Source organism: Streptomyces sp. GESEQ-35 (genome assembly GCF_017948485.1).
Classification (GTDB): Bacteria; Actinomycetota; Actinomycetes; order Streptomycetales; family Streptomycetaceae; genus Streptomyces.
Map to the genome: position 1 here is coordinate 336239 of NZ_JAFFSX010000007.1, position 26874 is coordinate 363112.

Here is a 26874-nt window from a genome sequence, read left to right on the forward strand (position 1 = left end):
GTGCTTTTGTGCAGGTGAGACGAGACTTACACGCCTAGTAGCTCGGAGGGTTCTGTTGTCTGGCGGCTGCGGGTTGTCTGTGGTTGTTCGCGCAGTTCCCCGCGCCCCTACGGCGATGCCCTCGCCCGGAATCCCCGGGCGAGGGCATCGATGCGTGCGTCTGAGGGCGTTTACAGGCCGAGCTCTACCTCGAACTCGCCTGCCTCCAGGATCGCCTTGACTGCCGTCAGGTAGCGGGCCGCGTCGGCGCCGTCCACCAGGCGGTGGTCGTAGGAGAGGGTCAGGTAGGTCATGTCGCGGATGCCGATGACCGTGCCCTCCTCCGTCTCGATCACGGCGGGGCGCTTGACCGTGGCGCCGATGCCGAGGATCGCGACCTGGCCCGGCGGCACGATGATCGTGTCGAACAGCGCACCGCGGGAACCGGTGTTGGAGATGGTGAAGGTCGCGCCGGACAGTTCGTCCGGGGTGATCTTGTTGGCGCGGACCTTGCCGGCCAGCTCCGCCGTGGCCTTGGCGATACCGGCGATGTTGAGGTCGCCGGCGTTCTTGATGACCGGGGTCATCAGGCCCTTCTCGGAGTCCACCGCGATACCGATGTTCTCGGTGTCGAAGTAGGTGATGGTCCCGTCGGCCTCGTTGATCTTGGCGTTGACGGGTGCGTGGGCCTTCAGCGCCTGGGCCGCGGCCTTGACGAAGAACGGCATCGGGGAGAGCTTGACGCCCTCGCGGGCCGCGAACCCGTCCTTGGCCCGGCCGCGCAGCTTCATCAGCCGGGTCACGTCGACCTCGACGACCGAGGACAGCTGCGCCTGCTCGTGCAGGGCCTTGACCATGTTGTCGCCGATGACCTTGCGGATGCGCGGCATCTTGACGGTCTGGCCACGGAGGGGGGAGACCTCCAGCGCCGGAGCCTTCTTCGCGGCCGACGGAGCTGCGGCGGCGGGGGCCGGAGCAGCGGCGGCGGCCTTCGCGGCCTCGGCGGCGGCGATGACGTCCTGCTTGCGGATACGGCCGCCGACGCCGGTGCCCTTGACGGTGGCCAGGTCGACGCCGTTCTCGGCGGCGAGCTTGCGCACCAGCGGGGTGACGTAGGCGCCCTCGTCGGTGGCCTGCGCGGCGGGCGCCGGAGCGGCCGGAGCCGGGGTGACCGGGGCCGGAGCGGCCGGCGCGGGGGCCGGGGCGGCGGGCTGGACCGGAGCCGGGGCGGCAGCGGCGGGCGCGGCCGGAGCGGCGGGTGCAGCCGGAGCCGCGGGGGCGGCCGGGGCAGCGGGAGCCGGAGCCGGAGCGGCGGGGGCCGGGGCGGCCGCCGGAGCGGCACCCGCGACGCCGATGACGGCCAGCTTGGCGCCGACCTCGGCGGTCTCGTCCTCGCCGACCACGATCTCCAGCAGCGTGCCGGAGGTGGGCGCCGGAATCTCGGTGTCGACCTTGTCCGTCGACACCTCCAGCAGCGGCTCGTCGGCCTCGACGCTGTCGCCGACCGACTTCAGCCAGCGGGTGACGGTGCCCTCGGTGACGGACTCGCCCAGGGCGGGCAGGACCACGTCGGTGCCTTCAGCGGCGCCACCGGCCGGAGCGGCGGGTGCGGCCGGAGCCTCGGGGGCGGCGGGTGCGGCCGGAGCCTCGGCCACGGGGGCCGGGGCGGCGGGCGCGGGGGCCGGCTCTGCGGCCGGGGCCGGGGCGGCAGCGGGGGCGCCCGTGCCGTCGTCGATCACGGCCAGCTCGGCGCCGACCTCGACCGTCTCGTCCTCGGCGACCTTGATGGACGCCAGGACGCCGGCGGCGGGGGAGGGGATCTCGGTGTCGACCTTGTCGGTGGAGACCTCGAGCAGCGGCTCATCGGCCTCGACGCGTTCGCCCTCGGCCTTCAGCCAGCGAGTGACAGTGCCCTCGGTGACGCTCTCGCCGAGCGCCGGAAGGGTTACGGAAACCGCCATGGTTTCGGTTGCTCCTTACGAATTGCGGAAGTCTGTGTCGTCGCGTGGTCGCTTCGTCGACCGAGGGTCAGTCGTGCGAGTGCAGCGGCTTGCCGGCCAGGGCCAGGTGGGCCTCGCCGAGCGCCTCGTTCTGCGTCGGGTGAGCGTGGATGAGCTGGGCGACCTCGGCGGGCAGCGCCTCCCAGTTGTAGATCAGCTGGGCCTCGCCGACCTGCTCGCCCATGCGGTCGCCGACCATGTGGACGCCGACCACCGCACCGTCCTTGACCTGGACGAGCTTGATCTCGCCCGCGGTGTTCAGGATCTTGCTCTTGCCGTTGCCCGCCAGGTTGTACTTCAGAGCGACGACCTTGTCCGCACCGTAGATCTCCTTGGCCTTGGCCTCGGTGATGCCCACGGAGGCGACCTCGGGGTGGCAGTACGTCACCCGGGGCACGCCGTCGTAGTCGATCGGAACGGTCTTGAGCCCGGCCAGACGCTCCGCCACCAGGATGCCCTCGGCGAAGCCGACGTGCGCGAGCTGGAGCGTCGGGACCAGGTCGCCGACGGCGGAGACGGTCGGGACGTTGGTGCGCATGTACTCGTCGACCAGGACGTATCCGCGGTCCATGGCGACACCCTGCTCCTCGTAGCCGAGACCGGCGGAGACGGGGCCGCGGCCGACGGCGACGAGCAGGACCTCGGCCTCGAACTCCTTGCCGTCGGCGAGGGTGACCTTGACACCGTTCGCGGTGTACTCGGCCTTCGAGAAGAAGGTGCCCAGGTTGAACTTGATGCCGCGCTTGCGGAAGGCGCGCTCAAGAAGCTTGGAGGAGCTCTCGTCCTCGACCGGGACGAGGTGCTTGAGGCCCTCGATGACGGTGACGTCGGAACCGAAGGACTTCCAGGCGGAGGCGAACTCGACGCCGATGACACCGCCGCCCAGGATGATCGCGGACTGCGGCACGCGGTCCAGGACGAGGGCGTGGTCGGAGGAGATGATCCGGTTGCCGTCGATCTCCAGGCCGGGCAGCGACTTCGGCACGGAGCCGGTCGCCAGCAGGACGTGACGGCCCTGGATGCGCCGGCCGTTCACGTCGACGGAGGTGGGGGAGGACAGTCGGCCCTCACCCTCGATGTACGTCACCTTCCGGGAGGCGACGAGTCCCTGGAGACCCTTGTACAGGCCGGAGATCACGCCGTCCTTGTACTTGTGGACCCCGGCGATGTCGATGCCCTCGAAGGTGGCCTTCACACCGAACTGCTCGCTCTCGCGGGCCTGGTCGGCGATCTCGCCCGCGTGCAGCAGTGCCTTGGTGGGAATGCAACCTCGGTGCAGGCAGGTGCCGCCGACCTTGTCCTTCTCGATCAGGGCGACGTCCAGGCCCAGCTGCGCCCCGCGCAGGGCCGCGGCGTAACCACCGCTACCACCGCCGAGGATCACTAGGTCGAAAACGGTGCTGGCGTCGTTCGCCACGTCACGTCCTCCATGCATGTGCGCCACGCCGGTCTCCAGTGACCGGTCGGCGGCTGGTGTCCGGCCGCTCTGTTTCGGCCCTTCGGTGGGGCCCTGTCCTGCCAGGCCCCATCTTCGCACTTGTCAGCACAGGACGAGACGCGGGGCTGGAGTGTGAGACGCCACACGCTCACTTGTGACCATGGGGAGGAGACGTACCCAAGGGGCGCGGGGAACTGCGCGACCAGCCCCCACGCGCCCGCAGCCGCCCTACAACGGATGGGACCGAGTTATTGGGCGAACGTCACCCCAAGTCACCCGCAGCCGTCAGCTCGGCAAGCCGCACCAACGTCCGCACTGCCGACCCCGTGCCACCCTTCGGCGTGTACCCAAAGGGCCCCTGCTCATTGAAGGCCGGCCCCGCGATGTCGATGTGCGCCCAGGTGATCCCCTCACCGACGAACTCACGCAGGAACAGACCGGCGACCAGCCCACCACCCATCCGCTCACCCATGTTCGCGATGTCGGCGGTGGGAGAGTCCATCCCCTTACGCAGGTGGTCCGGCAACGGCATCGGCCAGGACGCCTCCCCGACCTCCTCCGCCGCCTCGACGATCGCCGTACGGAACGCCTCGTCGTTGGCCATCACACCGAACGTCCGGTTGCCCAGCGCCAGCACCATCGCCCCGGTCAGCGTCGCCACGTCCACGATCGCGTCCGGGTTCTCCTCCGACGCCGCCCACAGCGCGTCGGCCAGCACCAGCCGCCCCTCGGCGTCGGTGTTGAGCACCTCCACGGTCTTGCCGCTGTACATGCGCAGCACGTCACCCGGCCGGGTCGCGGTGCCCGACGGCATGTTCTCGGCCAGCGCCAGCCAGCCGGTGACGTTGACCTCGAGCCCGATGCGCGCGGCGGCGACGACGGCGCCGAAGACGGCGGCCGCACCGCTCATGTCGCACTTCATCGTTTCGTTGTGGCCGGCCGGCTTCAGCGAGATGCCGCCCGAGTCATAGGTGATGCCCTTGCCGACGAAGGCGAGGTGCTTCTTCGCCTTGGAGTGCGTGTACGACAGCTTGACCAGCCGGGGGCCGGCGGCCGAACCCACACCGACGCCGAGGATGCCGCCGTAGCCGCCCTTCTCCAGGGCCTTCACGTCGAGCACCTGCACCTTGATGCCGTGCTCCTTGGCCGCGGTCTGGGCGACGGCGGCGAAGGACTCCGGGTTGAGGTCGTTCGGCGGGGTGTTGATCAGGTCGCGGGCGCGGTTCAGCTCCTCGGTGACGGCGGTGGCGCGCTCGACGGCCGCCTTGTGCGCCTTGTCGCGGGGCTTGCCGCCGAGCAGGGCGACCTCGGCGAGCGGCACCTTGCCGTTCTTGGCGTCCTTACCGTTCTCCTTGTACGCGTCGAAGGAGTACGCGCCCAGCAGCGCGCCCTCCGCGACGGCACCGATGTCGGCGGCGTCCGCGAGCGGCAGGGCGAAGGCGGCCTTCTTGGCGCCGGCCAGGGCACGGGCGGCCGTACCGGCGGCCTTGCGCAGCGTCTCGGCGTCGAATTGGGCGTCCTTCTCCGGCTCGGCGCCCAGGCCGACCGCCACCACGAGCGGTGCCTTGAAGCCCGACGGCGCGGGGAGCTTCGTCACCTCGCCCTCGGCACCGGAGGCACCGAGGGTCTCCAGGACGCCGGCGAGCCTGCCGTCGTACGCCTTGTCCACGGCTTCGGCGCCCGGTGCGACGACCAGGTCCCCAGACCGGGATCCAGAGCCCTTGGCGACACCGACGACGATCGCGTCGGCCCGCAGGCCGGGCGCCGCGGCGGTGCTGAGAGTGAGAGCAGTCACGGTGGTGATATCTCGCTTCCGATGTGAAGTTGCTGTGGCCGATGGGGGTGGGTCGACCGGGCCCGTCGCCGACCCTGGGCATCGCCGAGGGTTCGGACTCATCCGGGGCCTTCACCCTGTCGGCGAACACCCGGGGACGAGCCTACGCGCGTATGTGCGTCGGCTCTGCTTGCGGGCGTTCACCTGTCGGTGGCGTCCCGCTGTGCCGGCCATCCGGTCGGCGAGGGAGCGGCGGCTGGGGGCGAGGACGGGGAGCGGGATTTCGAGTCATCCCGTGTCAGAACTCGAGTCACCCCAGCGACAGAACGACGAGCGCCGTCGTCGCCGCCGTCTCCGCGAGCCCGCCGAAGACATCACCGGTGACCCCGCCGAAGCGGCGGACGCAGTGCCGTAGAAGAAGCTCGGCGGCGGAGAGGGCGAGGACCACGGCGGCTCCTGCCTGGACGACGCCGTACGCCCCGAAGGCCGCGCCCGCGCCGGCGGCGGCCCCGGTGACCGCGAGGGCGACGAGGACCGCACCGCGCACCGGAACGACTCCGGCGACCGCGGCCCCCAGCCCCTCCGGCCGTGCGGCGGGCACCCCGGCCCGCGCGGCCGTCGTCATCGCCAGCCGCCCGGCGGTCGCGGAGACGAGAGCGGCGAAGGCGCCCCAGGTCCAGGACTCGTCGTAGGCCTCCGTCAGCGCGGCCACCTGGGCGAGGAGCACGAACACGAGCGTGATCACACCGAACGGCCCGATGTCCGACTGCTTCATGATCCGCAGCGCGTCCTCGGCGGGCTTGCCGCTGCCGAGGCCGTCGGCGGTGTCGGCCAGCCCGTCGAGATGCAGCCCACGGGTGAGTACGGCGGGTACGGCGACGGTGGCCACGGCGGCGAGGAGAGGCCCGGCGCCGAGGACAAGCAACAGGAGCCCGAGTCCGGCGGCGACTCCACCCACGACCGCCCCGGCCAGGGGAGCGCACAGCATGCCGCCCCGCGCGGTCTCCCGGTCCCACCGGGTCACCTTCACGGGCAGCACGGTGAGGGTGCCGAAGGCGAAACGGAGGCCGTGCAGGGGCGGGGTCCTGGGCATCCGGGAAGGCTACGACAGGCCCCGGACGCCGCATACGCAGGGCGGCCCGCCCGCAGTCCGGGCAAAATCGGAGATATGGGGAACTGGCTGGAGCGCAACATCATCGAACCGGGCAAGCTCCCCCTGCTCCTGGCCCTGTTCGCGTTCGTCGTCACCTTCCTGGTCACCCGGCTCGTCACACGGCTGATCCGTGCGGGCAAGGGCCCCTTCGGCAACGTCCAGGCCGGCGGCGTACACATCCATCACGTGGTCCCCGGAATCGTCCTCACCATCATCGGCGGCTTCGGAGCGGTCGCCGGCGGCTACCGCGGCTTCGGCTCGGCCCTCGCCGCCGTGGTCTTCGGCATCGGGGCGGGCCTGGTCCTCGACGAGTTCGCCCTGATCCTCCATCTCGACGACGTCTACTGGACGGAGGCGGGCCGCAAGAGCGTGGAGGTCGTGGTGCTGACCGCCGCCCTCGTCGGCCTGGTCCTGGTCGGATACACGCCCTTCGGCGTCAACGACCTCAGCGACGACGAACTCCAGGACCGCGGCACCGTCATCACCACCGTCCTCACGAACTTCGCCTTCTCCCTGCTCGCCCTCAGCAAGGGCAAGGCCCGCACCGCGCTCTTCGGCGTGATCATCCCGATCATCGCCGTGGTCGGCAGCATCCGGCTGGCCCGCCCCGGCTCCCCGTGGGCCAAGCGCCTCTACCGCCGTCGTCCCCGCGCCCGTGCCAAGTCCTTGCGCCGCGCCTACCGCCACGACCGCCGCTGGGCGGGCCCCAGCCGCAGGCTTCAGGACTTGATCGGCGGCAAACCCGACCCCGTCGAACCGGTCCGGGCCATCGACCGCCGCTGACGCACCGCCGACACGGCACACAGCACCAGCACGCAGGCGATCGCCGCCAGATGCTCCTTGCCGGCCAGGTTCTCCTTCACCAGCACCTCGATCACCATCGCCAGAATCACCGCCCCAGCGGTGGCATACGCCCGGTAGCGCCGGCCGAGGAACACGGCGAGCCCCACCACGGCCGCCGACGGCCCGGTGTCCACGACGTAGGCGTCCGCGGCGGGCAGCCCCAGCAGTCCGCCCGGGCCCAGCGCGATCCCCACGCGCGCGTACAGCGTTCCGGCGAGCGTGGCCGCGTACGCGATGGCGAGCGTCCGCCACCACCCCAGACAGATCTCGGCGATCCCGAACACCAGCAGGATCTGGAGGAGGGCTCCCCACACCGGCAGGTCCAGAGCGGGCACGAACAGGGACAGCGGGGTACGCAGCAGGGCCGGACCCAGGGGATCCTTGGCCCGCACGGCCCCCACGTCCTGGACGAACCCGTACCCCCACGACTGGTTGTGCACGAGGTGCAGCAGAGCCGTCAGACACACGGCGCCGGTCGCCATGGGGATCGCCCGCCATCGCCGCTCGGCGATCGCCCCGCGCACGGTGACATACAGCGGTCCCCATTCGGCGCGGGCCCGGCGGGCGAGCGTACTCATCGCTGCGACCTCATCCGTGCAACCTCATCTACGCGTCTCCAGGTGCCTGCGATGCATCCACTTCGGCAGTCCCGGCGCCTCCAGGAAACCCTCCGCGCGGGCCGCGGCGACGCCGATGCGGGGCAGGTCCGCGCTCTTCTCGAAGAGCAGGAACCTCGGTTCCCAGATGGGCCGGTACTTGGCGTTGGCGCGGTACAGCGACTCGATCTGCCACCAGCGCGAGAAGAAGCTGAGGAGCGACCGCCACAGCCTCAGCACCGGTCCGGCACCGAGGCGTCCGCCACGTTCGAAGACCGAGCGGAACATCGCGAAGTTGAGTGAGACCTGGGTGACCTGGATCTCCTGGGCGCGCTGGAGAAGATCGATCACCATGAACTCCATCAGCCCGTTGTCGGCGTCGCGGTCCCGCCGCATGAGGTCGAGCGAGAGGCCGCGCGGCCCCCAGGGCACGAAGGAGAGCACCGCCTTCAACTCGCCCGCACCTTCCCCAGCGCGGCTATCCCTGCATTCGAGCATCACGCACCGCCCGTCGTCCGGATCCCCGAGCCGTCCGAGGGCCATGCTGAACCCCCGCTCGGTGGCCCCGTCCCGCCAGTCGTCCGCGCGCCCCAGCAGGTACGTCATCTCGTCGGCCGGAATGTCCTCGTGCCGCCGGATGCGTACGACGTACCCCGCGCGCTTCACCCGGTTGTACGCCTGCCGTACGGTCCGTATGGCCCGCCCCTCCAGCGTGAACTCGGCGACCTCCACCACGGCCTCGTCACCGAGCTCCAGCGCGTCCAGCCCGTGCCGCGCGTACACGGTCCCCGCCTCCTCGCTGGCCCCCATCACGGCCGGAATCCAACCGTGCGCACGTGCCTGGGCCAGCCAGGGATCGATGGCGCCGGGCCACGCCTCCGGGTCGCCGACCGGATCCCCGGACGCCAGCGCGACACCGCCCACGACCCGGTACACCACACCCGCCTTGCCGGTCGGCGACCAGACGACGCTCTTCTCCCGGCGCAGCGCGAAGTACCCGAGCGAGTCGCGGTCGCCGTGCCGCTCCAGCAGCGCCCGCAGCCGCCGCTCGTCGTCCTCGGTGAGTGGGTCGACGGCGCGCGTGGAGCGGAAGGCGGCGTAGAAGACGGCGAGGACGAGCAGTGTGCTCAGTACGTTGATGGCGACGTTGACCCAGTTGGGGCTGGTGATCCCGGGGAACCGGTCGTCGTCGGCGACGACGGAGACGAGCCGCAGCGTCCCGTACCACCAGCGCTCGGTGAACGTCGAACGGTGCTCGTCGTGCGCCTGGTTGGTCACCGTCACCAACAGCGCCGCCAGCAGCGAACAGACCAGCAGCCCGCCCACCGCGACGGCGGCGGCGAGCTTCGGGTTGGACCGGTCGCCCTTGGCGTAGAACTCCCGCCGCCCCACGAGAAGCGACGCCACGAAGGCGGCGGTGAGGACCAGGGAGACCCAGTTCTGCGCATGGCGCCGGATCTCCGGGAAGAACATGATGAAGGCGAGCAACAACAGGAACAGCCCGCTGAGCACGAGGTTCAGAATCCACGCGGCCCGCTTGCGACGCCGCATGGTGATCGCCAGAAACACCGTGAACACACCGGAGGCGAAGCCGGCGGTCAGCAGATACGGCGTGAAGTAGTCCTCCTGGTTGTGCCGCCGCAGGTCCTGTCCCAGGGACACCCACACAGCACTGAGGAAGTTGACGAACGCGACGACCCGCAAGTACCAGACGGCAAAGGCAGCGGCCCGCCGCGAGGCCGCCGCTCCGTGCCCTGTGTCCGGTCCGGACTTCACGTCAACGCGGGCGTCTCCCATAGGGAGGGATGATATGGGGCAAATTTGCCGATTACGGTCCCCTACTCGTCCTCGGCCTTTTCCGCCTCTTCGACCTCGTCGGGCTCCTCGGCCTGCTCCGGCAGCTCCGCCGCCAGCGCCGCGGCCGCCTGCACCAACGGCAGCGCAAGCAGGGCTCCGGCGCCTTCGCCCACCTTCACGCCCTGGTCGAGCAACGGCTCCAGGGCCATCCGGTCGAGCGCCTTCGCCTGCCCCGGCTCCCCGCTGCTGTGCGCGGCCAGCCACCAGTCCGGCGCCCGGAACGCGATCCGCTGCCCCACCAGCGCACAGGCGGCCGCCACCACCCCGTCCAGAATCACCGGCATCTTCCGCACCGCACTCTGGAGCAGAAACCCGGTCATGGCGGCCAGATCGGCACCGCCCACCGTCGCCAGCAACTGCAACTGATCCCCGAGAACGGGCCGGGCCCGCCGCAACGCGTCCCGAATCGCGGCACACTTCCGCATCCACGCGAGGTCGTCGATGGCCAGCCCGCCGCGCCCGGTGACGACCGACGCATCGGTCCCGCACAGCGCGGCGACCAGCACGCCCGCCGCCGTGGTCCCGCCCACGCTCACATCGCCGAGCACCACCAGATCCGTACCTGAGTCGGCCTCTTCGTCGGCCACCGCGACCCCGGCCCGGAACGCGGCCTCGGCCTCCTCCGCCGTCAGGGCGTCCTCGAGGTCGATCCGTCCACTGCCCCGCCGTACCCGATGCCGTACGACCTCGTCGGGCAACGTCTCCGGATCGCAGTCCAGCGCCATGTCCACGACCCGGACGGGAACGCCCAGCCGCCGGGCGAGGACCGAGACCGGACGGCCGCCCTCCAGGACCTCCCGCACCAGCGCCCCGGCGCTGCCCGCCGGCCGCGCGGAGACGCCCAGTTCGGCGACGCCGTGGTCGCCGGCGAACAGCACCACGCGCGGCCGTTCGACCGGCCGTACCGGTACGGCGCCCTGTGCCGCGGCCAGCCACTCGCCCAGTTCGTCGAGGCGGCCCAGCGCTCCGGGCGGCACGATCTGACGCCCCCGGCGCGCCTCCGCATCGCGGCGCACCCCGCCGTCGGGGCGCTCGATCAGATCGGTGAAGTCGTCGAGATTAAGCGAGCTCATTCGCCGAACAGTACCGGCCCCGATCGAACGGAACGGCGCCACATCACCACCACGCGCGCGTGACGTCATTGCGCCCAAGATCGCGATCCCATACGTTCCGTTTTGCAGTGGAATGTCGTACGTCTTCAGGGGAGCCGCCCATGCCACCCGCACGCCGCGACGACTGCCCCTGGTGCGGTTCGAAACACCTGCGCGCCCGTACCGGCACGGTGGACGAGTGCCGTGACTGCGCGCACGTGTTCCGGAACCCCCAACGCGCCGTCGAGGAAAGGTTGTTGGAAGAGCATGTAAGGCCGTGTTCCGGCACCCGCCGCCAACACCGCCGCACCGCCCTCGCGATGCTGCGCCTGAGGCCCGAGCCGGAGAACTGGCTGGACGTGGGCACGGGCGACGCCGGCTTCCCGGAAACGGCGCGGGAGTTCTTCCCGTACACGTCCTTCGACGGTCTGGACCCCACCGCGCGCGTGATGCGGGCGCGCAGGGCGGACCGCATCGAAGAGGCCTACGTGGGCAACCTGCCGGACCCTGCCATCACGACCCTCCTCCGCGCGCGCTACGACGTGATCAGCCTCCTCAACCACCTGCACCACACGGCCGACCCCCGCAAGGAACTCGACGCCGCGCTCACGCTCCTCCGCCACGGCGGCCACCTGGTGATCGAGGCCCCCGACCCGCAGTCCGCGTTCGCCACCCTGCTCGGCAGGCAGTGGCGCCCCCAGACCCACCCGGGCCACACCCATCTGATCCCCCTGGCCAACCTCCACACGGAGCTGGAGTCCCGGGGCTGCACGATCATCTCGAAAGACCGCCGGCGCATCATCGCCCGCAAGTCCTGACCCGCGCCCGGCTCAGCCCCGCAGCACGACAGCCTGTCCCGCCACCACCAGCAGAACGTGCTCGCACTCGCCCGCGAACGCCGCGTTCAGCCGCCCCAGCTCATCCCGGTACCGCCGCCCGGAGGCAGTGGCCGGCACAATCCCCGACCCCACTTCGTTCGACACGGCGACAACGGTCCGCCGAGCCCTCCGCACGGCCCCGGTCAACTCCCGTACGCGCTCCCGCACAGCGCGCTGCCCGCCGTCCGCCCACACCGCGTCGTCCCACGCCCCGACGGAATCCATCGCGTCCGTCAGCCACAGGGAGAGACAGTCGATCAACAACGGCGCACCGTCGGCCTCCAGCAACGGCACCAGGTCACACGTCTCCGCCGTACGCCAGGACCCGGGCCGCCGCTCCCGGTGCGCGGTGACCCGCGCGGCCCACTCGCTGTCCTCGTCCCGCGTGCCGCCCGTCGCGACGTACAGCACATCGGCGAAGGCCTCCAGCCGCCGCTCGGCCTCCACGGACTTCCCCGACCGCGCCCCGCCGAGCACCAGCGTCCGCCGCGGCACATCCGGTACGTCCTCGTACACCCCCACGACCAGCGTCGTCCCGTCCGGCACGGCCCGCGCCCCCGCCGCCGCGAGCCGCCGCCGCAGCTCGGCCCCGGGCGGTACGCCGTGATCCAGATGTACGGCGATGACATCCGTCGTCGGCCCCACCGCCCCTGCCGCCCGCAGCCGGGCCAACGCGTCCGGCCGCCCCACGACATCGGCGACGACCATGTCGTACATCTCGCCGTTGCCCTCCTCCAGCCCGGCCGGCGCGCTGCCCGGCGGCACATACAGCAGCCGCTGCCCGTCCGGCCCGGTCACCGCATACCCCGTACCGCCCGCGTCCATCGCCACCGCCCGCACCCGATGCCCCGTCAGCAGCGCCAACTCCTGCCCGTCCGGCACCCGCCCGGGCCGCGGCAGCCCCGCCGGCACCTCGACCGCCGGCCCGTCATGCGGATGCGAGAGCAGCACCTGCCGTACGCCGCCGAGCGACCGCCCGGCCCGAGCGGCCGCGAACGCCGCACCGGGCGTCAGGTCGATCAGCAGCGCCCCGTCCACGAGCAACGCGGTCGCAGCCCGCGCATCCGGCCCGAGAGCGGTCGCACAGGCAGCACAGGGACAGGAGGGGCGGGGGAGTCCCGCGGGGGCACCGGTACCGAGCAGAGTTACGTCCACGAAGATGATTTTCGCCGTTCACTCGCCGTCACGCGCGACTGGACGCCCCTTTAGGGGCGCGGGGAACTGCGCGACCAGCCCCCACCGGCCCGCGGCCGACGAACAACCGCATACGCTGCTGCTCTGTAACCACTCAGACACGGGAGGCGCACATGGCCCTATGGACGTGGCGATTCGAGAAGGCCGACGGCGCGGAGGTCCAGCCCGCGGTGCAGCCCGAGGAGTTCACCACGCAGGGGGACGCGGAGTCCTGGATCGGGGAGCACTGGAAGGACCTGCTCGCCGGCGGTGCGGACCAGGTGCGGCTGTTCGAGGACGCCACGGAGATCTACGGCCCGATGAGCCTGGACGCCGCCGAGGCGTAGGACCGGCGGGGGAGGGGGCGACCGTAACGGGCCGCCTCCTCCTCACTGCTCACCCAGCGTCACATCCACCGTCTTCTCGGCCCCGTTGCGCGAGAACGTCACCGTCGTCTTGTCACCCGGCTTCTCCCCGGCCAGCGCCTCGGTCAGCGAGGTGATGGTGGTGATGCCGGTGTCGCCGAGCTTGGTGATGATGTCCCCGGCCGCCAGGCCCGCCTGGTCGGCCGCTCCGCCGTTCGTCACCTCGACGACGGCGACCCCGGCGGCCTGGTAGTCGTCGTCGACGACCGTACGGCCGGTGATGCCGAGCGCGGCCCGGCCCGAATCCGTCACCCTGCCGTCCTTGATGATCTGGTCGGCGATGGTCTTCACCATCGACGCGGGGATCGCGAACCCGATGCCGGGTGCCGCGCTGTCCCCGACGTTGGGGTCGGTGGCGGCGAGCGTCGGGATGCCGATGACCTGGCTGTCGAGGTTCACCAGGGCGCCGCCGCTGTTGCCGGGGTTGATGGCGGCCGACGTCTGCACCATGTTCGCGATGGTCGCGCCCGTACCGCCGCCGGTCCGGCCCTCGCTGACCGTCCGTCCGGTCGCCGAGACGATGCCCTGTGTCACGCTCGACGACAGCCCGAGCGGCGAGCCCATCGCGAGGACGATCTGCCCGACCTCGACCTTCGAGGAGTCCCCGAACTTCGCGGCCCTGAGACCGTCCGGTACGTCGTCGAGCTTGATGACGGCGAGATCCTGCTGCGGGTATGCGTGGACGAGCGTGGCGGTGAGTACGTCCTCGCTGTTGGCGGTCGTCACCTGGAAGGTCTTCTCGTCCCCGACGACGTGCGCGTTGGTGACGATGTGGCCCTGGCCGTCGTACACCACCCCGGAGCCCAGATCGGTCCTGGCCTGGATCTGCACGACCGACGGCAGAACGTCCTTGATCACCTTCGTGTAGTCGTCCTGAAGGTCGCTGTCCACCGCCGGCACGGCCGCCTGCGTGGTGGTCGAGCCGTCCTTCTTCGACCCCGAGGACTTGGCGGATCCGGAGCCGGAACAGCCGGAGACGAGCGCGAGGGAGCACGCGACTGCGGCGACGAGCGCGCCAAGCCGCAGGGCACGGATACAGGAAGCGTCCATGCCCCGAGTCTCTCCGCGGGGTGAATGTCCGTCCCCCGCTGTTGACCCGAACGGGCTCAGGGCATGTCCGGCGGATCAGGCCGGCGTCGCGGGGTCAGGCTCCCGCTCGGGTTGCCTAAGCCGGTCAGGCGAAGTCCGCTGCGGTCGGCAGCGCCCCGAAGGGGCGCGGGGAACTGCGCGACCAGCCACAACGGCCCCGCAGACGACCGACGACCCATCACGGCACCCCCGCGGAGCGCTCAGCCGCGCACCCCGCACAGATGCAGCAGCGCCGCGACGCGCCGGTACGGATCCGTCCGCCCGGCCCGCTCCTCCGCGGCCAGCAGCGCGTCGATCTCGCCGGGTATCTCCGCCCCGTCCGCCGCCGTGTCCGTGAAGACCCGCACGCCGTACCAGGCGTTCAGCGGCGCCCCGATCCCGGCCAGCGTCGCGGCCAGCGCGTCCAGCCGGTCCGCACGCACGTCGAGCCCGAGCCGGTTCCGGTAGGACACCGTGTCGAAGGCGCCCAGCGCGCCCGTCCAGTCCCCGGACAGGCCCGGCCGCATCGCGAGCGCCTCCGCGTTGCGCACCAGCAGCGACAGCAGACCACCCTGGGCGAGCATCCGGGCCAGCCCCGCCAGCAGGGGGTCGGGCTCGTCGACGTACATGAGCACGCCATGACACAACACGACGTCGAAACTGCCCGGCAGAAAGTGCACGCCGGTGTCGCGGCCGTCGCCCTGGACGATCCGCATCCGCTCCCGGATCCCCTCCGGCTCGGCGGACAGGGCCTCCCGCGCCACGGAGATCATCTTCGGATCCTGCTCGACACCGGTCACCTGATGCCCGGCCCGGGCCAGTCGCAGCGCCTGCGTGCCCTGGCCCATCCCCACGTCGAGCACCCGCAGCCGCTGCCCGACCGGGAACCGGCCCGCTATCTGCTCGTCGAGCTGCCGGGCCACCAGCTCCTGGCGTACGACGTCACGGAGCCCGCCGAGCTTGCTCAGCCAGGCATCCGCCGCGCCCCCCGAGAACGAATGCGTGCCGGTCAGGGCCGCTCTCCGCGCTTGACCTGCGGCTTCGGCAGCCGGAGCCGGCGCATCTGGAGGGAACGCATCAGCGCGTAGGCGACGGCGCCGCGCTTGTTCTCGTCCGGGAAGCGTTCGTTCAACTGCTTCTTCAGTCGGACCGAGGTCATGATCGAGTCGAGCACGATCAGGACGATCACGACGAGCCACAGCAGCAGCGCGATGTTCTGGAGGGAGCCCACCCGCACCATGCTCAGCACGAGGATGACCACGGCCATCGGCAGGAAGAACTCTGCGACGTTGAACCGCGAGTCGATGAAGTTCCGCGCGAACTTGCGGATCGGCCCCTTGTCACGCGCGGGCAGATAGCGCTCGTCGCCGCCGGCCAGCGCCTGGCGCTGCTTGTCCATGGCGGCACGACGCTCCTCGCGCTGACGCTTGGAGGCGTCCTTGCGGGTCGTCGACGTATTGGCGACGCTGCGGCGCTGGGACTGGGCCTCACTCCGCTTGGGAGTGGGCCTGCCCTTCGGGGCCTGCGGGTCACGGGTCTGAGTGGAGTCGGTCAGCGACGCCTTGTCGGCGAGCGCGGCCTTCTCTTCCTTTGAGCGGCTACGGAACACAAAACCCAAGGGTACGGGGTCCGGGGCATGGACCACAGCCCCGCGGGGAACGATCCCGCAACACCAGTCGTCGTACTGGGGCAGAGGGGACGTTGCTCTTAAGGGGTCACCTACTCCCTACGCCGGAGCGGGGCCGAACGCAGTCGTCCTTGGGGATGAGCGCATCCATCCCCGAACAGTGCGGTAATGGATGCAGGGCCCGTACTGTGGGTTCTGTCGCAGCAGCTGGAGCTGGAGTCCGTCAGAAGGGGGCGCGCGAAGCCCATGAGCGGTGTCATGAAGCGTATGGGGATGATCTTCCGCGCGAAGGCGAACAAGGCCCTTGACCGGGCCGAGGACCCGCGCGAAACCCTCGATTACTCGTACCAGAAGCAGCTCGAGCTGCTCCAGAAGGTGCGCCGCGGAGTCGCCGACGTGGCGACCTCACGCAAGCGCCTGGAGCTCCAGCTCAATCAGCTTCAGCAGCAGTCCACCAAGCTGGAGGACCAGGGCCGCAAGGCGCTCGCCCTGGGCCGCGAGGACCTGGCGCGCGAGGCGCTGTCCCGCCGCGCCGCCCTCCAGCAGCAGGTGACGGATCTCGAGACGCAGCACGCGACCCTCCAGGGCGAGGAGGAGAAGCTCACCCTGGCAGCCCAGCGCCTCCAGGCCAAGGTCGACGCCTTCCGTACGAAGAAGGAGACCATCAAGGCCACCTACACCGCCGCCCAGGCCCAGACCCGAATCGGCGAGGCCTTCTCCGGCATCTCCGAGGAGATGGGCGACGTCGGCATGGCCATCCAGCGTGCCGAGGACAAGACCGCGCAGCTCCAGGCCCGCGCCGGCGCCATCGACGAGCTCCTCGCCTCCGGCGCCCTGGACGACCAGTCCGGAATGCACAAGGACGACCTCCAGGCCGAGCTGGACCGCCTCTCCGGTGGTACGGATGTAGAGCTGGAGCTCCAGCGCATGAAGTCGGAGCTGGCGGGTGGCTCCTCGTCGCAGCAGGCGATCGAGGGCGGCAGCGATCAGTCCCAGTCGCAGTCCCAGCAGCAGCCGAAGGACACCCCGCGCTTCGACAAGCAGTAATCGCCGAACGGAGGGCGACATGATCGTACGGATCATGGGGGAGGGGCAGGTGAAGCTGGCCGACAGCCACTTCGCCGAGCTGAACAAGCTGGACGACGAACTCCTTCAGGAAATGGAGAGCGGCGACGGCCCAGGCTTCCGCGCCACTCTCCACGCCCTGCTCCACAAGGTCCGCGAACTGGGCGAGCCTCTGCCGGACGACTCACTGGAACCCTCGGAGCTGATCCTGCCGTCGCCGGACGCGACGCTGGAGGAGGTCCGGGAGATGCTGAGCGACGACGGGCTGATTCCGGGGTGAGGCCCACGTCCCGGCCCACCGAGTCGGGTGGCGGGGTGGGCACAGGCCCGGGGGTCCGGCGGCGACCTTGGTATCGACGCCGGTACTTTTGGACAGCGTGACCACCATCGAGCGTGCCCGGCGTCACCTCCAAGCGCACTCGCCGGCGCTGGACGCGGTACTCGCGGCCGCCGTGCTCGTCTGCATGGTGGCCAGCTCCTTCGTCGACCCGCACGGCGAACACGGCGTCACCTGGGGAGTGCGCACCCCCGACGCCCTCAGCCTCGTCCTCATGACGTTCGGCGCCGCAGCCCTGGTCTTCCGTCGCCGCGTCCCCATGACGGTCCTCGCCGTCACCGGCACCCTCTCGGTCATCGAGAGCCTCACCGGCGACCCGCGCGCCCCCGTGGCCATGTCCGCGGTCATCGCGCTCTACACCGTCGCCGCCAGCACCGACCGGCACACCACCTGGCGCGTCGGCCTGCTCACCATGACCGTGCTGACCGGCGCCGCGATGCTCGCAGGCCCGCTCCCCTGGTACGCCCAGGAGAACCTCGCCATCTTCGCCTGGACCGGCATCGGCGCCACCGCGGGCGACGCGGTCCGCAGCCGCCGTGCCGTCGTGCACGCCATCCAGGAGCGCGCCGAGAAGGCCGAGCGCACCCGCGAGGAGGAGGCCCGGCGCCGGGTCGCCGAGGAGCGTCTGCGGATCGCCCGCGATCTGCATGACGTGGTCGCCCACCACATCGCCCTGGTCAACGTCCAGGCGGGAGTCGCCGCCCATGTCATGGACAAGCGGCCCGACCAGGCCAAGGAGGCGCTGGCCCACGTACGGGAGGCCAGCCGCTCCGCGCTCAACGAACTGCGCGCAACCGTCGGCCTGTTGCGTCAGTCCGACGACCCCGAGGCGCCGACCGAACCCGCACCCGGCCTGGTCCGCCTCGATGAACTCGTCGGCACCTTCCGCAGCGCCGGACTGCATGTCGAGGTCGCCCGCACCGACCACGGCACCAGCCTGCCCGCCGCCGTCGACCTCGCCGCCTACCGCGTCATCCAGGAAGCCCTCACCAATGTGCAGAAGCACGCCGGCACCGAGGCCAAGGCCGAGGTCAGCGTCGTACGCGTGGGTCCCAACGTCGAGGTCACGGTGCTCGACAACGGTGCCGGGGAGGACGACACCCCCGACGCGGGCGGCGGACACGGGCTGATCGGCATGCGGGAGCGGGTCACCGCCCTGCGCGGCACCCTCACCACCGGTCCCCGGTACGGCGGCGGTTTCCGCGTGCATGCGATCCTGCCGGTCAAGACCCGCACCAGCCCAGCGAAGGACTCCGTATGACCATCCGTGTCCTGCTCGCCGACGACCAGGCGCTGCTCCGCAGCGCCTTTCGTGTGCTCGTCGACTCCGAGCCGGACATGGAGGTGGTCGGCGAGGCGTGCGACGGCGCGGAGGCGGTACGCCTGACCAAGGAACAGCGCGCGGACGTCGTCTTGATGGACATTCGTATGCCGGGTACGGACGGGCTCGCGGCCACCCGCATGATCAGCGCCGACCCGAGCCTCGCCCATGTCCGGGTGGTGATACTGACGACCTTCGAGGTCGACGACTATGTGGTGCAGTCGCTGCGCGCGGGCGCCTCCGGCTTCCTCGGCAAGGGCTCCGAACCCGAGGAACTCCTCAACGCGATCCGGATCGCGGCCGGCGGGGAGGCGCTGCTGTCCCCGGCCGCCACCAAGGGCCTGATCGCCCGCTTCCTCGCCCAGGGCGACGGGGCGGACGACGACCGCGACCCCGCCCGCGCCGAACGCCTCGACGCGCTCACCGGGCGGGAGCGCGAGGTGCTGGTCCAGGTCGCCGGCGGCCACTCCAACGACGAGATCGCCGAACGCCTCGAAGTCAGTCCGCTGACCGTGAAGACGCACGTCAACCGGGCCATGGCCAAGCTCGGCGCCCGGGACCGGGCACAGCTCGTGGTGATCGCGTACGAATCGGGGCTGGTACGTCCAAGGGTGGACTGAGCTCCACCCGGTCGTACTGCGGCCGGAGTATGCGCGGGATAAGGAACGGGACCCAGGGGCGACGGATCGCCGTCTGTCGATGGCTCAGGGTGTAGGGGCGGGCGCTCACTTGCCCCCCCCCTTCCTCCGCTCGGCCACAGAAGAGAGACGCTGACCCATGTCCTGGCTGTCAAGATTCAGCCTCGCGCAACGGGCCCTCATAGGGCTGATGTCGATCATCGCGCTCGCCTTCGGAGCGATCGCGATTCCACAGCTCAAGCAGCAGTTGCTGCCCTCCATCGAACTTCCCATGGTGTCCGTGCTCGCCCCGTACCAGGGCGCGTCCCCGGACGTGGTCGAGAAGCAGGTCGTCGAACCCATCGAGGATTCCCTCGAGGGCGTCGACGCCATCACCGGTGTCACCTCCACGGCCAGCGAGGGCAACGCCCTGATCATGGCCTCCTTCGACTACGGCAACGACACCAAGCAGCTCGTCGCCGATGTCCAGCAGGCCGTCAACCGGGCCCGCGTCCAGCTCCCGGACGACGTGGACCCGCAGGTCGTCGCCGGTTCCACGGACGACATCCCGACCGTCGTCCTCGCCGTCACCTCCGACAAGGACCAGCAGGCCCTCGCCGACCAGCTCGACCGGACCGTCGTAGCGGACCTGAAGGACATCGACGGCGTCGGACAGGTCACCGTCGACGGCGTACGCGACCTCCAGGTCACCGTCACCCCGGACCAGGCGAAGCTCGCGAAGGCGGGCCTGAGCTCGGTGGCCCTGTCCCAGGCGCTCCAGGCGGGCGGCACGACCGTCCCGGCCGGCTCCTTCGACGAGGACGGCAACAACCGCACCGTCCAGGTCGGCGGCGGCTTCACGTCCCTGAAGCAGATCCAGGACCTGATGGTCACCGGCGAGGCCGGCGGCGATCCGGTGCGCCTCGCCGATGTGGCGACCGTCGAGCAGGAGCAGGCCACCGCCGACTCCATCACCCGCACCGACGGCAGGCCCAGCCTCGCCGTGAGCGTCACCATGGACCAGGACGGCAGCGCGGTCGCGATCTCGAACGGCGTCGAGGACAAACTCGCGGACATGCGGAAGGACTTGGGCACCGGGGCCACCATCACGGTCGTCAGCGACCAGGGCCCGGCGGTCTCGAAGTCCATCTCGGGTCTGACCACCGAGGGCGGGCTCGGTCTGCTCTTCGCGGTCCTCGTCATCCTGGTGTTCCTGGCGTCGATCCGCTCGACGCTGGTGACCGCGGTCTCCATCCCGCTGTCGGTGGTGCTGGCCCTGATCGTCCTGTGGACCAGGGACCTCTCCCTCAACATGCTGACGCTCGGCGCGCTCACCATCGCCATCGGCCGCGTCGTCGACGACTCGATCGTGGTCCTGGAGAACATCAAGCGGCACCTCGGATACGGCGAGGAGCGCGAGGAGGCCATCCTCAAGGCGGTCCGTGAGGTCGCGGGCGCGGTGACCTCCTCGACCCTCACCACCGTCGCCGTCTTCCTCCCGATCGGCCTGACCGGCGGCATGGTGGGCGAGCTGTTCGGCTCGTTCAGTCTGACGGTGACGGCGGCCCTGCTGGCGTCGCTCCTGGTGTCGCTGACGGTCGTCCCAGTCCTGTCGTACTGGTTCCTGCGCGCCCCCAAGGGCACGCCGGAGGACGCCGACGAGGCCCGCCGCCAGGCGGAGGAGAAGGAGGCCAAGAGCCGCCTCCAGCGCATCTACGTCCCCGTCCTGCGCTTCGCGACCCGCCGCCGTCTCACCAGCGTGGCGCTCGCGATCGTGATCCTCATCGGTACGTTCGGCATGACGCCGCTGCTGAAGACCAACTTCTTCGACCAGGGCGAGCAGGAAGTCCTCACCGTCAAGCAGGAGTTGAAGCCGGGCACCAGCCTGGCGGCCACCGACGAGCAGGCGAAGAAGGTCGAGAAGCTGCTCGGCTCCGTCGAGGGCGTGAAGGACTACCAGGTCACCATCGGCTCGTCCGGCTTCCTGGCGGCCTTCGGCGGCGGCACGGACACCAACCAGGCGTCGTACCAGGTGATGCTGGAGGACTCGGCGTCGTACGACGACGTGCAGACCGGTATCGAGGACGGCCTGAAGAAGCTCTCCGGCATCGGTACGACGACCATCGCGGCCGGTGACGGCTTCGGCAGCCAGGACCTGAGCGTCGTCGTGAAGGCGGCCGACGCCAATGTGCTGGGCGAGGCCGCGGAGGAGGTCCGCAAGACGGTCGCCGGTCTCGACGACGTCACCGACGTGACCAGCGACCTGGCGCAGAGCGTGCCGCGTATCTCGGTCAGGGCCAACGACAAGGCGGCCGCGGCGGGCTTCAACGACACGACCCTCGGGGCGGCCGTCGCCGAGGCGGTCAAGGGCACCACCGCCGCCAAGGCAACCCTGGACGACACCGAACGTGACGTCGTCATCAGGTCGGCGAAGCCGGCCGAGACGCTGGCGGAGCTCAGGGCGCTGCGCCTCGGCCCGGTGCAGCTGTCCGACATCGCGACGGTCCGGATGGTCGACGGGCCGGTGTCGATGACCCGCATCGACGGTCAGCGTGCGGCCACCATCACGGCCAGGCCGACCGGCGACAACACGGGCGCGGTGAGCACGGACCTCCAGTCCAAGATAAACGGACTGGACCTCCCGGACGGCGCCACGGCCGCGATCGGCGGCGTCTCCGAGGACCAGGACGACGCGTTCGCCAACCTGGGCCTGGCGATGCTGGCGGCGATCGCCATCGTCTTCATGCTGCTGGTGGCGACGTTCCGCTCGCTGGTCCAGCCGCTGATCCTGCTGGTCTCCATACCCTTCGCGGCAACGGGCGCCATCGGCCTCCTGGTCGCGACGGGTACTCCGCTGGGCGTCCCCGCGATGATCGGCATGCTGATGCTGATCGGCATCGTGGTGACGAACGCGATCGTGCTGATCGACCTCATCAACCAGTACCGCAGACAGGGCTACGGCGTCGTGGAGGCGGTCGTCGAGGGTGGCCGCCACCGGCTGCGCCCGATCCTCATGACGGCCCTGGCGACCATCTTCGCCCTGCTCCCGATGGCGCTCGGTGTCACCGGCGAGGGCGGCTTCATCGCCCAGCCGCTGGCGGTGGTCGTGATCGGCGGTCTGATCAGCTCCACACTGCTGACCCTGCTTCTGGTCCCGACGCTGTACGCGATGCTGGAGCTCCGCAAGGAGCGCCGGGCGAAGAAGCGCGCGGCGAAGAGGCAGGCGAAGCTGCCCTCCCAGCCGACGCAGGCTTCCGAGGAGCCGGAGCCCGCGGGCGTGTGACGGCCTGATCCACGGCGGCGGCCGGGTACCGAACCCCGAAGGTTCGGTACCCGGCCGCCGCCGTTCGGCCGTTACGTATCCTGTGGCCCGAACTGCTTTGCGGCGAAGGGGATCCGGGCGTGCCACTGCACAAGGACGACCCGAAATCGGTCGGCGGCTACAAGCTCGTGGACCGGCTCGGGGCCGGCGGCATGGGGATCGTCTACTGGGGCAGATCGCGCTCGGGCCGTGACGTCGCCGTGAAGGTGGTGCACGCCCAGTACGCCGAGGACAGGGTCTTCCGCGCCCGGTTCCGGCAGGAGATCGACGCCGTCCGCAAGGTGAGCGGCGCCTTCACCGCCCCGGTCGTGGACGCCGACCCGGAGGCGGTCCGGCCCTGGATGGCGACCCAGTACGTGCCCGGCAGCTCGCTCGCCCAGCGGATCCGCGACCAGGGTGCGCTCCGCGGCACCGAACTACGGCGGCTGGCCCTGGGACTTGTGGAGGCGCTGCGGGACATCCACCGGGCGGGGGTCGTGCACCGCGACCTGAAGCCGGCCAACGTCCTGATGGCCGAGGACGGCCCGCGCGTCATCGACTTCGGCATATCCCGGGCGGCGGAGAACCACAACACCCTCACCGAGACCGGCCAGATGATCGGCACCCCGCCGTTCATGTCCCCCGAGCAGCTCACCGACGCCCGCACGGTCGGTCCCGCCTCGGACGTCTTCTCGCTCGGGGCACTGCTGGTGTTCTCCGTCACCGGACGCGGTCCCTTCGACGCCGACAGCCCCTATCTGACGGCCTACCGGGTGGTCCACGACGAACCCGTACTGGACGGGCTGCCGTTGCCGCTGCGCGCGGTCCTGGAGCGCTGTCTGGCCAAGGAGGTCAAGGACCGGCCCGAACTCGACGAGCTGGCACGGGAGTTCGCGGACGTCCTGCCCGAATCGGCCCTCGATGACCCGCTCACGGTGACGCTGCGCACGGACATGCTGCGGACCGTGGGGGAGACCTCCTCCGGGGCCGACCCGGCGGCGCTGACGAAGCTCCCCGGGCTCAGCCGCCGTACCGGCGGGCGGGGCCGCCGCATCCGCCCGCTGGTGGCGGCCGGCACGGTGTGCGCGATGGCCCTGGGCCTGCTCTGGTTCATACGGTTCGGACCGGGATTCTCGGACAGCCCTCCGACGGCGACCTCCGCCACGTCCGCCACGTCCGCCGCCTCCCGGTGGGCGGCGGTGCCCACCGGCTTCAAGTCCTGGCAGACGACGGTGTTCAAGACGGCACCGCGGGGCGAGCCCAAGGCGCTGGGGAAGGACAGTGGCGACCCGACCGACGTCACCTGTCAGAGGTACGAGGACGCGGTCTACTGCGCGGGCAACAACATCCTTCCGGTACGTCTGGACGGCCGTACCGGCAAAACCGTCTGGCGCGCCTCCCTCGCATCCACCGGCGTCGACACAGGGCTGAAAACCTTCACGGTCCTCGGGGTGAAGGACAGCGCGGTGCTCGTCCGGCAGGTCGTCTACCCGGACGGCCCCGGGGACGGCACGGTGAGCATGGTCGCCCTCGACGCGGACAGCGGCGAGCGGCTGTGGTCCCGCAAGATGAACGATGGGAGCGTCGACGTCCTGACCGGAGACCTCGCTCTGACCACCGATACCACCGGTCGGCTGCTGACGGCCCGTTCCCCGCGCACCGGCGCCGGCCGCTGGACCGTACAGCTGCCCGCCGACAACTACTGCCAGTTCCTGACGGTCGGCTCCGGCCTGTACGAGCACTGCTTCCCGGCGGACGAGACCCAGGCCTCCGAGGTCCTGGAGCTGAACCGGACCGACGGGTCGGTGGTCCGGCGTCTGAGGACCCCGTCCGCGAGCGGCCTGCTCGGCGCCGTGGACGGCCGGCTGGCCTTCGTGCTCGGCGAGGTAGGACCGACGCGCCCCGAGGAAGTGACGTTCGGCGAGATCCTGCTGGTCGACCCGGACACCGGCGCCGGCACCACGACGAAACTGACGAAGACCTACGACGGCGCGGTGACGCTGGCCGCCGACACCCTGTGGATCACCGGTGCCAACGGCCTGGTGACCGCCGTGTCCCCACTGACCGGCAAACAGCTGTGGCAGACCCGGACCGGCGCCGAGGGCTCGGGTCAGCCCATGTACGACGCCCGCACCCGCACCCTCTGTCTGACCAGCACCAGCGGCCGGGTCGCGGCCCTCGACGCGCGCAAGGGCACGCTGCTGTGGGAGACGGGCGCGCACGCCCAACAGCTCGCGAGCGGCGACGTGATCAAGTCCGAGGTGCTGCCGTACGGCGGCGCGCTGATCGTGACCACCCCGGACGGCACCGTCTTCGGTCTCGACCCGGCTCACCCCGGGCAGAACCCGGGGTGAGTGCTCCGGTGAGTGCTCCTCGCAACGGTCCTACGGCAGCGCCAGCATCCGCTCCAGTGCCAGCTTCGCGAACGCCTCTGTCTCCTTGTCGACCTCGATGCGGTTGACGAGGTTGCCCTCGGCCAGGGACTCCAGGGCCCAGACCAGGTGGGGGAGGTCGATGCGGTTCATGGTCGAGCAGAAGCAGACCGTCTTGTCGAGGAAGACGATCTCCTTGCCCTCCGGTGCGAAACGGTTCGCCAGCCGGCGGACCAGGTTCAGCTCCGTGCCGACGGCCCACTTGGAGCCGGCGGGAGCGGCCTCCAGAGCCTTGATGATGTACTCGGTCGAACCGACGTGGTCCGCCGCGGCCACGACCTCGTTCTTGCACTCGGGGTGGACGAGGACATTGACACCCGGGATGCGTTCACGGACGTCGTTCACCGAGTCCAGCGAGAAACGACCGTGCACCGAGCAGTGGCCGCGCCACAGGATCATCTTCGCGGCGCGCAGCTGGTCGGCGGTCAGGCCGCCGTTCGGTTTGTGCGGGTTGTAGAGGACGCAGTCCTCCAGCGTCATCCCCATGTCCCGCACCGCGGTGTTGCGGCCGAGGTGCTGGTCGGGCAGGAAGAGCACCTTTGTTGTTGCGGGCTCCCCCTGCTCGAAGGCCCACTCCAGGGCGCGCTGGGCGTTCGAGGACGTGCAGATCGTGCCACCGTGCTTGCCCGTGAACGCCTTGATGTCCGCGGACGAGTTCATGTACGAGACGGGCACGACCTGCTCGGCTATCCCGGCCTCGGTCAGCACGTCCCAGCACTCGGCGACCTGCTCGGCCGTCGCCATGTCGGCCATCGAGCAGCCGGCGGCCAGATCCGGCAGGACGACCTTCTGGTCGTCGGAGGTCAGGATGTCCGCCGACTCCGCCATGAAGTGCACACCGCAGAACACGATGTACTCGGCCTCCGGACGCGCGGCCGCGTCCCGGGCCAGCTTGAAGGAGTCCCCGGTGACATCGGCGAACTGGATGACCTCGTCGCGCTGGTAGTGGTGGCCGAGCACGAAGACCTTGTCCCCGAGCTTCGCCTTGGCCGTACGGGCGCGCTCCACCAGGTCCGGGTCGGACGGCGAGGGCAGGTCGCCGGGGCACTCGACGCCGCGCTCGCTCCGCGGGTCGGCCTCGCGGCCGAGGAGCAGCAGGGCGAGGGGCGTCGGCTGTACGTCGAGCTCCTGGGTCTGGGCGGTGGTCACGACACGCACCCTTTCTGTTCTGCGGCTCGCCGACCCGGGAGCCGGGGCGGCGGGACATGCGGGACATCGTTCACCGGCGGGAAGAAGCGACTTCTCGTCGATTTGACGTTATCTATCATAACCGCTTCACGTCAGTTTGACGATGGCCATCGTGTCGATGTGACGTGAATCCCGACACCTGGACGTCGGGTCGCGTTGTCGTGCTGTCCGTGCTGCCGTCCGTGCTGCTGTCCACAGGTCGCTGTCCGCTTCCGGGCGCATGTGCGAGCATGAAGGGACAAGCCAAGGGAAAGTCACGGGCGTGCCCGGAATGAATCCGGGGCCGCGCCGGTTGCAACCGTCGGCAAGCAGTCTCCGTACTACCCGGGAGAGATGTAGATGTCCGTATCGGACGAGACCAGCACCGTCACCGACGGCATCATCCTGTCCGAAGGCGCAGCGGCGAAGGTCAAGGCCCTGCTCGACCAGGAGGGCCGGGACGATCTGGCCCTGCGCGTCGCCGTTCAGCCGGGTGGCTGCTCAGGCCTTCGCTACCAGCTCTTCTTCGACGAGCGTTCCCTCGACGGTGACGTCGTCAAGGAGTTCGGCGGCGTCAAGGTCGTCACCGACCGCATGAGCGCCCCGTACCTGGGCGGTGCCTCCATCGACTTCGTGGACTCCATCGAGAAGCAGGGCTTCACGATCGACAACCCGAACGCGACGGGCTCCTGCGCCTGCGGCGACTCCTTCAGCTAAGCCCAGAGACCGATG

At 70.5% G+C, this 26874-nt stretch carries 22 protein-coding genes; 10 read left to right on the forward strand and 12 right to left on the reverse strand.

The window, feature by feature from the left end; genetic code table 11:
- Window positions 1-170 precede the first annotated feature (170 nt).
- From sucB to KCH87_RS17080, 4 genes are all read right to left on the reverse strand, one after another.
- A complete protein-coding gene (gene sucB / locus KCH87_RS17065) occupies window positions 171-1940 on the reverse strand; it encodes a 2-oxoglutarate dehydrogenase, E2 component, dihydrolipoamide succinyltransferase (RefSeq protein ID WP_210586948.1) in 1770 nt (589 codons plus the stop codon).
- 67 nt (window positions 1941-2007) lie between these two features.
- The gene (gene lpdA / locus KCH87_RS17070; protein ID WP_210586949.1) at window positions 2008-3396 is read right to left on the reverse strand and encodes a dihydrolipoyl dehydrogenase; all 1389 of its coding nucleotides are present in this window, start codon (window positions 3394-3396) and stop codon (window positions 2008-2010) included.
- Between the two features lie 283 nt (window positions 3397-3679).
- The gene (locus KCH87_RS17075) at window positions 3680-5212 is read right to left on the reverse strand and encodes a leucyl aminopeptidase (RefSeq protein WP_210586950.1); all 1533 of its coding nucleotides are present in this window, start codon (window positions 5210-5212) and stop codon (window positions 3680-3682) included.
- A 289-nt stretch (window positions 5213-5501) separates the two neighbouring features.
- Window positions 5502-6284 carry an adenosylcobinamide-GDP ribazoletransferase gene (locus tag KCH87_RS17080; RefSeq protein WP_210586951.1) on the reverse strand — a complete coding sequence of 261 codons (783 nt, stop codon included), beginning with the start codon at window positions 6282-6284 and terminating at the stop codon, window positions 5502-5504.
- A 75-nt stretch (window positions 6285-6359) separates the two neighbouring features.
- Here KCH87_RS17080 and KCH87_RS17085 point away from each other — a divergent pair, with 75 nt between their 5' ends.
- Window positions 6360-7127 carry a hypothetical protein gene (locus tag KCH87_RS17085; protein WP_210586952.1) on the forward strand — a complete coding sequence of 256 codons (768 nt, stop codon included), beginning with the start codon at window positions 6360-6362 and terminating at the stop codon, window positions 7125-7127.
- Here the strand turns inward: KCH87_RS17085 and KCH87_RS17090 are convergent.
- Genes KCH87_RS17090 through cobT form a run of 3 tightly spaced genes read right to left on the reverse strand, consistent with a single transcriptional unit; the run spans window position 7064 to window position 10713 of the window.
- Window positions 7064-7765, reverse strand: coding sequence for a hypothetical protein (locus tag KCH87_RS17090; RefSeq protein WP_210586953.1), 702 nt, complete (start codon window positions 7763-7765; stop codon window positions 7064-7066). The two genes, KCH87_RS17085 and KCH87_RS17090, sit on opposite strands and share 64 nt — an antisense overlap.
- Window positions 7766-7789: 24 nt before the next feature.
- The gene (locus KCH87_RS17095) at window positions 7790-9580 is read right to left on the reverse strand and encodes a phosphatidylglycerol lysyltransferase domain-containing protein (protein WP_210586954.1); all 1791 of its coding nucleotides are present in this window, start codon (window positions 9578-9580) and stop codon (window positions 7790-7792) included.
- A 41-nt stretch (window positions 9581-9621) separates the two neighbouring features.
- Window positions 9622-10713: a nicotinate-nucleotide--dimethylbenzimidazole phosphoribosyltransferase gene (gene cobT / locus KCH87_RS17100; protein WP_210586955.1), complete on the reverse strand. Its 1092-nt coding sequence runs from the start codon at window positions 10711-10713 to the stop codon at window positions 9622-9624.
- A 140-nt stretch (window positions 10714-10853) separates the two neighbouring features.
- Here cobT and KCH87_RS17105 point away from each other — a divergent pair, with 140 nt between their 5' ends.
- Window positions 10854-11549 (forward strand): class I SAM-dependent methyltransferase, encoded by a 696-nt coding sequence (locus tag KCH87_RS17105; RefSeq protein ID WP_210586956.1) that lies wholly within the window; start codon window positions 10854-10856, stop codon window positions 11547-11549.
- A gap of 12 nt (window positions 11550-11561) precedes the next feature.
- Here the strand turns inward: KCH87_RS17105 and KCH87_RS17110 are convergent, their stop codons facing one another.
- Complete coding sequence (locus KCH87_RS17110) at window positions 11562-12764, reverse strand: bifunctional adenosylcobinamide kinase/adenosylcobinamide-phosphate guanylyltransferase (RefSeq protein ID WP_210586957.1); 1203 nt, start codon at window positions 12762-12764, stop codon at window positions 11562-11564.
- A 152-nt stretch (window positions 12765-12916) separates the two neighbouring features.
- Between KCH87_RS17110 and KCH87_RS17115 the strand changes: the two genes are divergently transcribed.
- Window positions 12917-13129 carry a hypothetical protein gene (locus KCH87_RS17115; protein WP_210586958.1) on the forward strand — a complete coding sequence of 71 codons (213 nt, stop codon included), beginning with the start codon at window positions 12917-12919 and terminating at the stop codon, window positions 13127-13129.
- Between the two features lie 42 nt (window positions 13130-13171).
- Here KCH87_RS17115 and KCH87_RS17120 read toward each other — a convergent pair whose 3' ends face one another.
- The 3 genes from KCH87_RS17120 to KCH87_RS17130 form a co-directional block, all read right to left on the reverse strand.
- A complete protein-coding gene (locus tag KCH87_RS17120) occupies window positions 13172-14257 on the reverse strand; it encodes a S1C family serine protease (protein WP_210586959.1) in 1086 nt (361 codons plus the stop codon).
- Window positions 14258-14496: 239 nt separating this feature from the next.
- The gene (locus KCH87_RS17125; RefSeq protein WP_210586960.1) at window positions 14497-15198 is read right to left on the reverse strand and encodes a bifunctional 2-polyprenyl-6-hydroxyphenol methylase/3-demethylubiquinol 3-O-methyltransferase UbiG; all 702 of its coding nucleotides are present in this window, start codon (window positions 15196-15198) and stop codon (window positions 14497-14499) included.
- Window positions 15199-15284: 86 nt separating this feature from the next.
- On the reverse strand, window positions 15285-15884 hold the full coding sequence (locus tag KCH87_RS17130; protein ID WP_210586961.1) for a DUF3043 domain-containing protein: 600 nt from the start codon (window positions 15882-15884) through the stop codon (window positions 15285-15287).
- 276 nt (window positions 15885-16160) lie between these two features.
- On the opposite strand from KCH87_RS17130, the gene KCH87_RS17135 reads away from it, so the two are divergent.
- From KCH87_RS17135 to KCH87_RS17160, 6 genes are all read left to right on the forward strand, one after another.
- On the forward strand, window positions 16161-16949 hold the full coding sequence (locus tag KCH87_RS17135) for a PspA/IM30 family protein (protein ID WP_247196314.1): 789 nt from the start codon (window positions 16161-16163) through the stop codon (window positions 16947-16949).
- A gap of 19 nt (window positions 16950-16968) precedes the next feature.
- Window positions 16969-17247, forward strand: a complete 279-nt coding sequence (locus KCH87_RS17140) for a hypothetical protein (protein WP_210586963.1) — start codon at window positions 16969-16971, stop codon at window positions 17245-17247.
- Between the two features lie 97 nt (window positions 17248-17344).
- Window positions 17345-18565 carry a sensor histidine kinase gene (locus tag KCH87_RS17145; RefSeq protein ID WP_210586964.1) on the forward strand — a complete coding sequence of 407 codons (1221 nt, stop codon included), beginning with the start codon at window positions 17345-17347 and terminating at the stop codon, window positions 18563-18565.
- The gene (locus KCH87_RS17150) at window positions 18562-19245 is read left to right on the forward strand and encodes a response regulator transcription factor (RefSeq protein WP_210586965.1); all 684 of its coding nucleotides are present in this window, start codon (window positions 18562-18564) and stop codon (window positions 19243-19245) included. Before KCH87_RS17145 ends, KCH87_RS17150 begins: the two co-directional genes overlap by 4 nt.
- A 157-nt stretch (window positions 19246-19402) precedes the next feature.
- The gene (locus KCH87_RS17155; RefSeq protein WP_210586966.1) at window positions 19403-22525 is read left to right on the forward strand and encodes an efflux RND transporter permease subunit; all 3123 of its coding nucleotides are present in this window, start codon (window positions 19403-19405) and stop codon (window positions 22523-22525) included.
- A gap of 119 nt (window positions 22526-22644) precedes the next feature.
- The gene (locus KCH87_RS17160; RefSeq protein ID WP_210586967.1) at window positions 22645-24897 is read left to right on the forward strand and encodes a protein kinase; all 2253 of its coding nucleotides are present in this window, start codon (window positions 22645-22647) and stop codon (window positions 24895-24897) included.
- 30 nt (window positions 24898-24927) lie between these two features.
- Here KCH87_RS17160 and nadA read toward each other — a convergent pair whose 3' ends face one another.
- A complete protein-coding gene (gene nadA, locus KCH87_RS17165; protein ID WP_210586968.1) occupies window positions 24928-26124 on the reverse strand; it encodes a quinolinate synthase NadA in 1197 nt (398 codons plus the stop codon).
- A 378-nt stretch (window positions 26125-26502) separates the two neighbouring features.
- Between nadA and KCH87_RS17170 the strand changes: the two genes are divergently transcribed.
- Window positions 26503-26859, forward strand: a complete 357-nt coding sequence (locus KCH87_RS17170; protein ID WP_210586969.1) for an iron-sulfur cluster assembly accessory protein — start codon at window positions 26503-26505, stop codon at window positions 26857-26859.
- The last annotated feature ends 15 nt before the right edge of the window (window positions 26860-26874 follow it).

Coding starts and splice junctions, on each gene's coding strand:
- sucB (WP_210586948.1), bottom strand. CDS start 1,940: ATGGCGGTTTCCGTAACCCTTCCGGCGCTCGGCGAGAGCGTCACCGAG.
- KCH87_RS17080 (WP_210586951.1), bottom strand. CDS start 6,284: ATGCCCAGGACCCCGCCCCTGCACGGCCTCCGTTTCGCCTTCGGCACC.
- KCH87_RS17085 (WP_210586952.1), top strand. CDS start 6,360: ATGGGGAACTGGCTGGAGCGCAACATCATCGAACCGGGCAAGCTCCCC.
- KCH87_RS17090 (WP_210586953.1), bottom strand. CDS start 7,765: ATGAGTACGCTCGCCCGCCGGGCCCGCGCCGAATGGGGACCGCTGTAT.
- KCH87_RS17095 (WP_210586954.1), bottom strand. CDS start 9,580: ATGGGAGACGCCCGCGTTGACGTGAAGTCCGGACCGGACACAGGGCAC.
- cobT (WP_210586955.1), bottom strand. CDS start 10,713: ATGAGCTCGCTTAATCTCGACGACTTCACCGATCTGATCGAGCGCCCC.
- KCH87_RS17105 (WP_210586956.1), top strand. CDS start 10,854: ATGCCACCCGCACGCCGCGACGACTGCCCCTGGTGCGGTTCGAAACAC.
- KCH87_RS17115 (WP_210586958.1), top strand. CDS start 12,917: ATGGCCCTATGGACGTGGCGATTCGAGAAGGCCGACGGCGCGGAGGTC.
- KCH87_RS17120 (WP_210586959.1), bottom strand. CDS start 14,257: ATGGACGCTTCCTGTATCCGTGCCCTGCGGCTTGGCGCGCTCGTCGCC.
- KCH87_RS17135 (WP_247196314.1), top strand. CDS start 16,161: ATGAAGCGTATGGGGATGATCTTCCGCGCGAAGGCGAACAAGGCCCTT.
- KCH87_RS17140 (WP_210586963.1), top strand. CDS start 16,969: ATGATCGTACGGATCATGGGGGAGGGGCAGGTGAAGCTGGCCGACAGC.
- KCH87_RS17150 (WP_210586965.1), top strand. CDS start 18,562: ATGACCATCCGTGTCCTGCTCGCCGACGACCAGGCGCTGCTCCGCAGC.
- KCH87_RS17155 (WP_210586966.1), top strand. CDS start 19,403: ATGTCCTGGCTGTCAAGATTCAGCCTCGCGCAACGGGCCCTCATAGGG.
- KCH87_RS17170 (WP_210586969.1), top strand. CDS start 26,503: ATGTCCGTATCGGACGAGACCAGCACCGTCACCGACGGCATCATCCTG.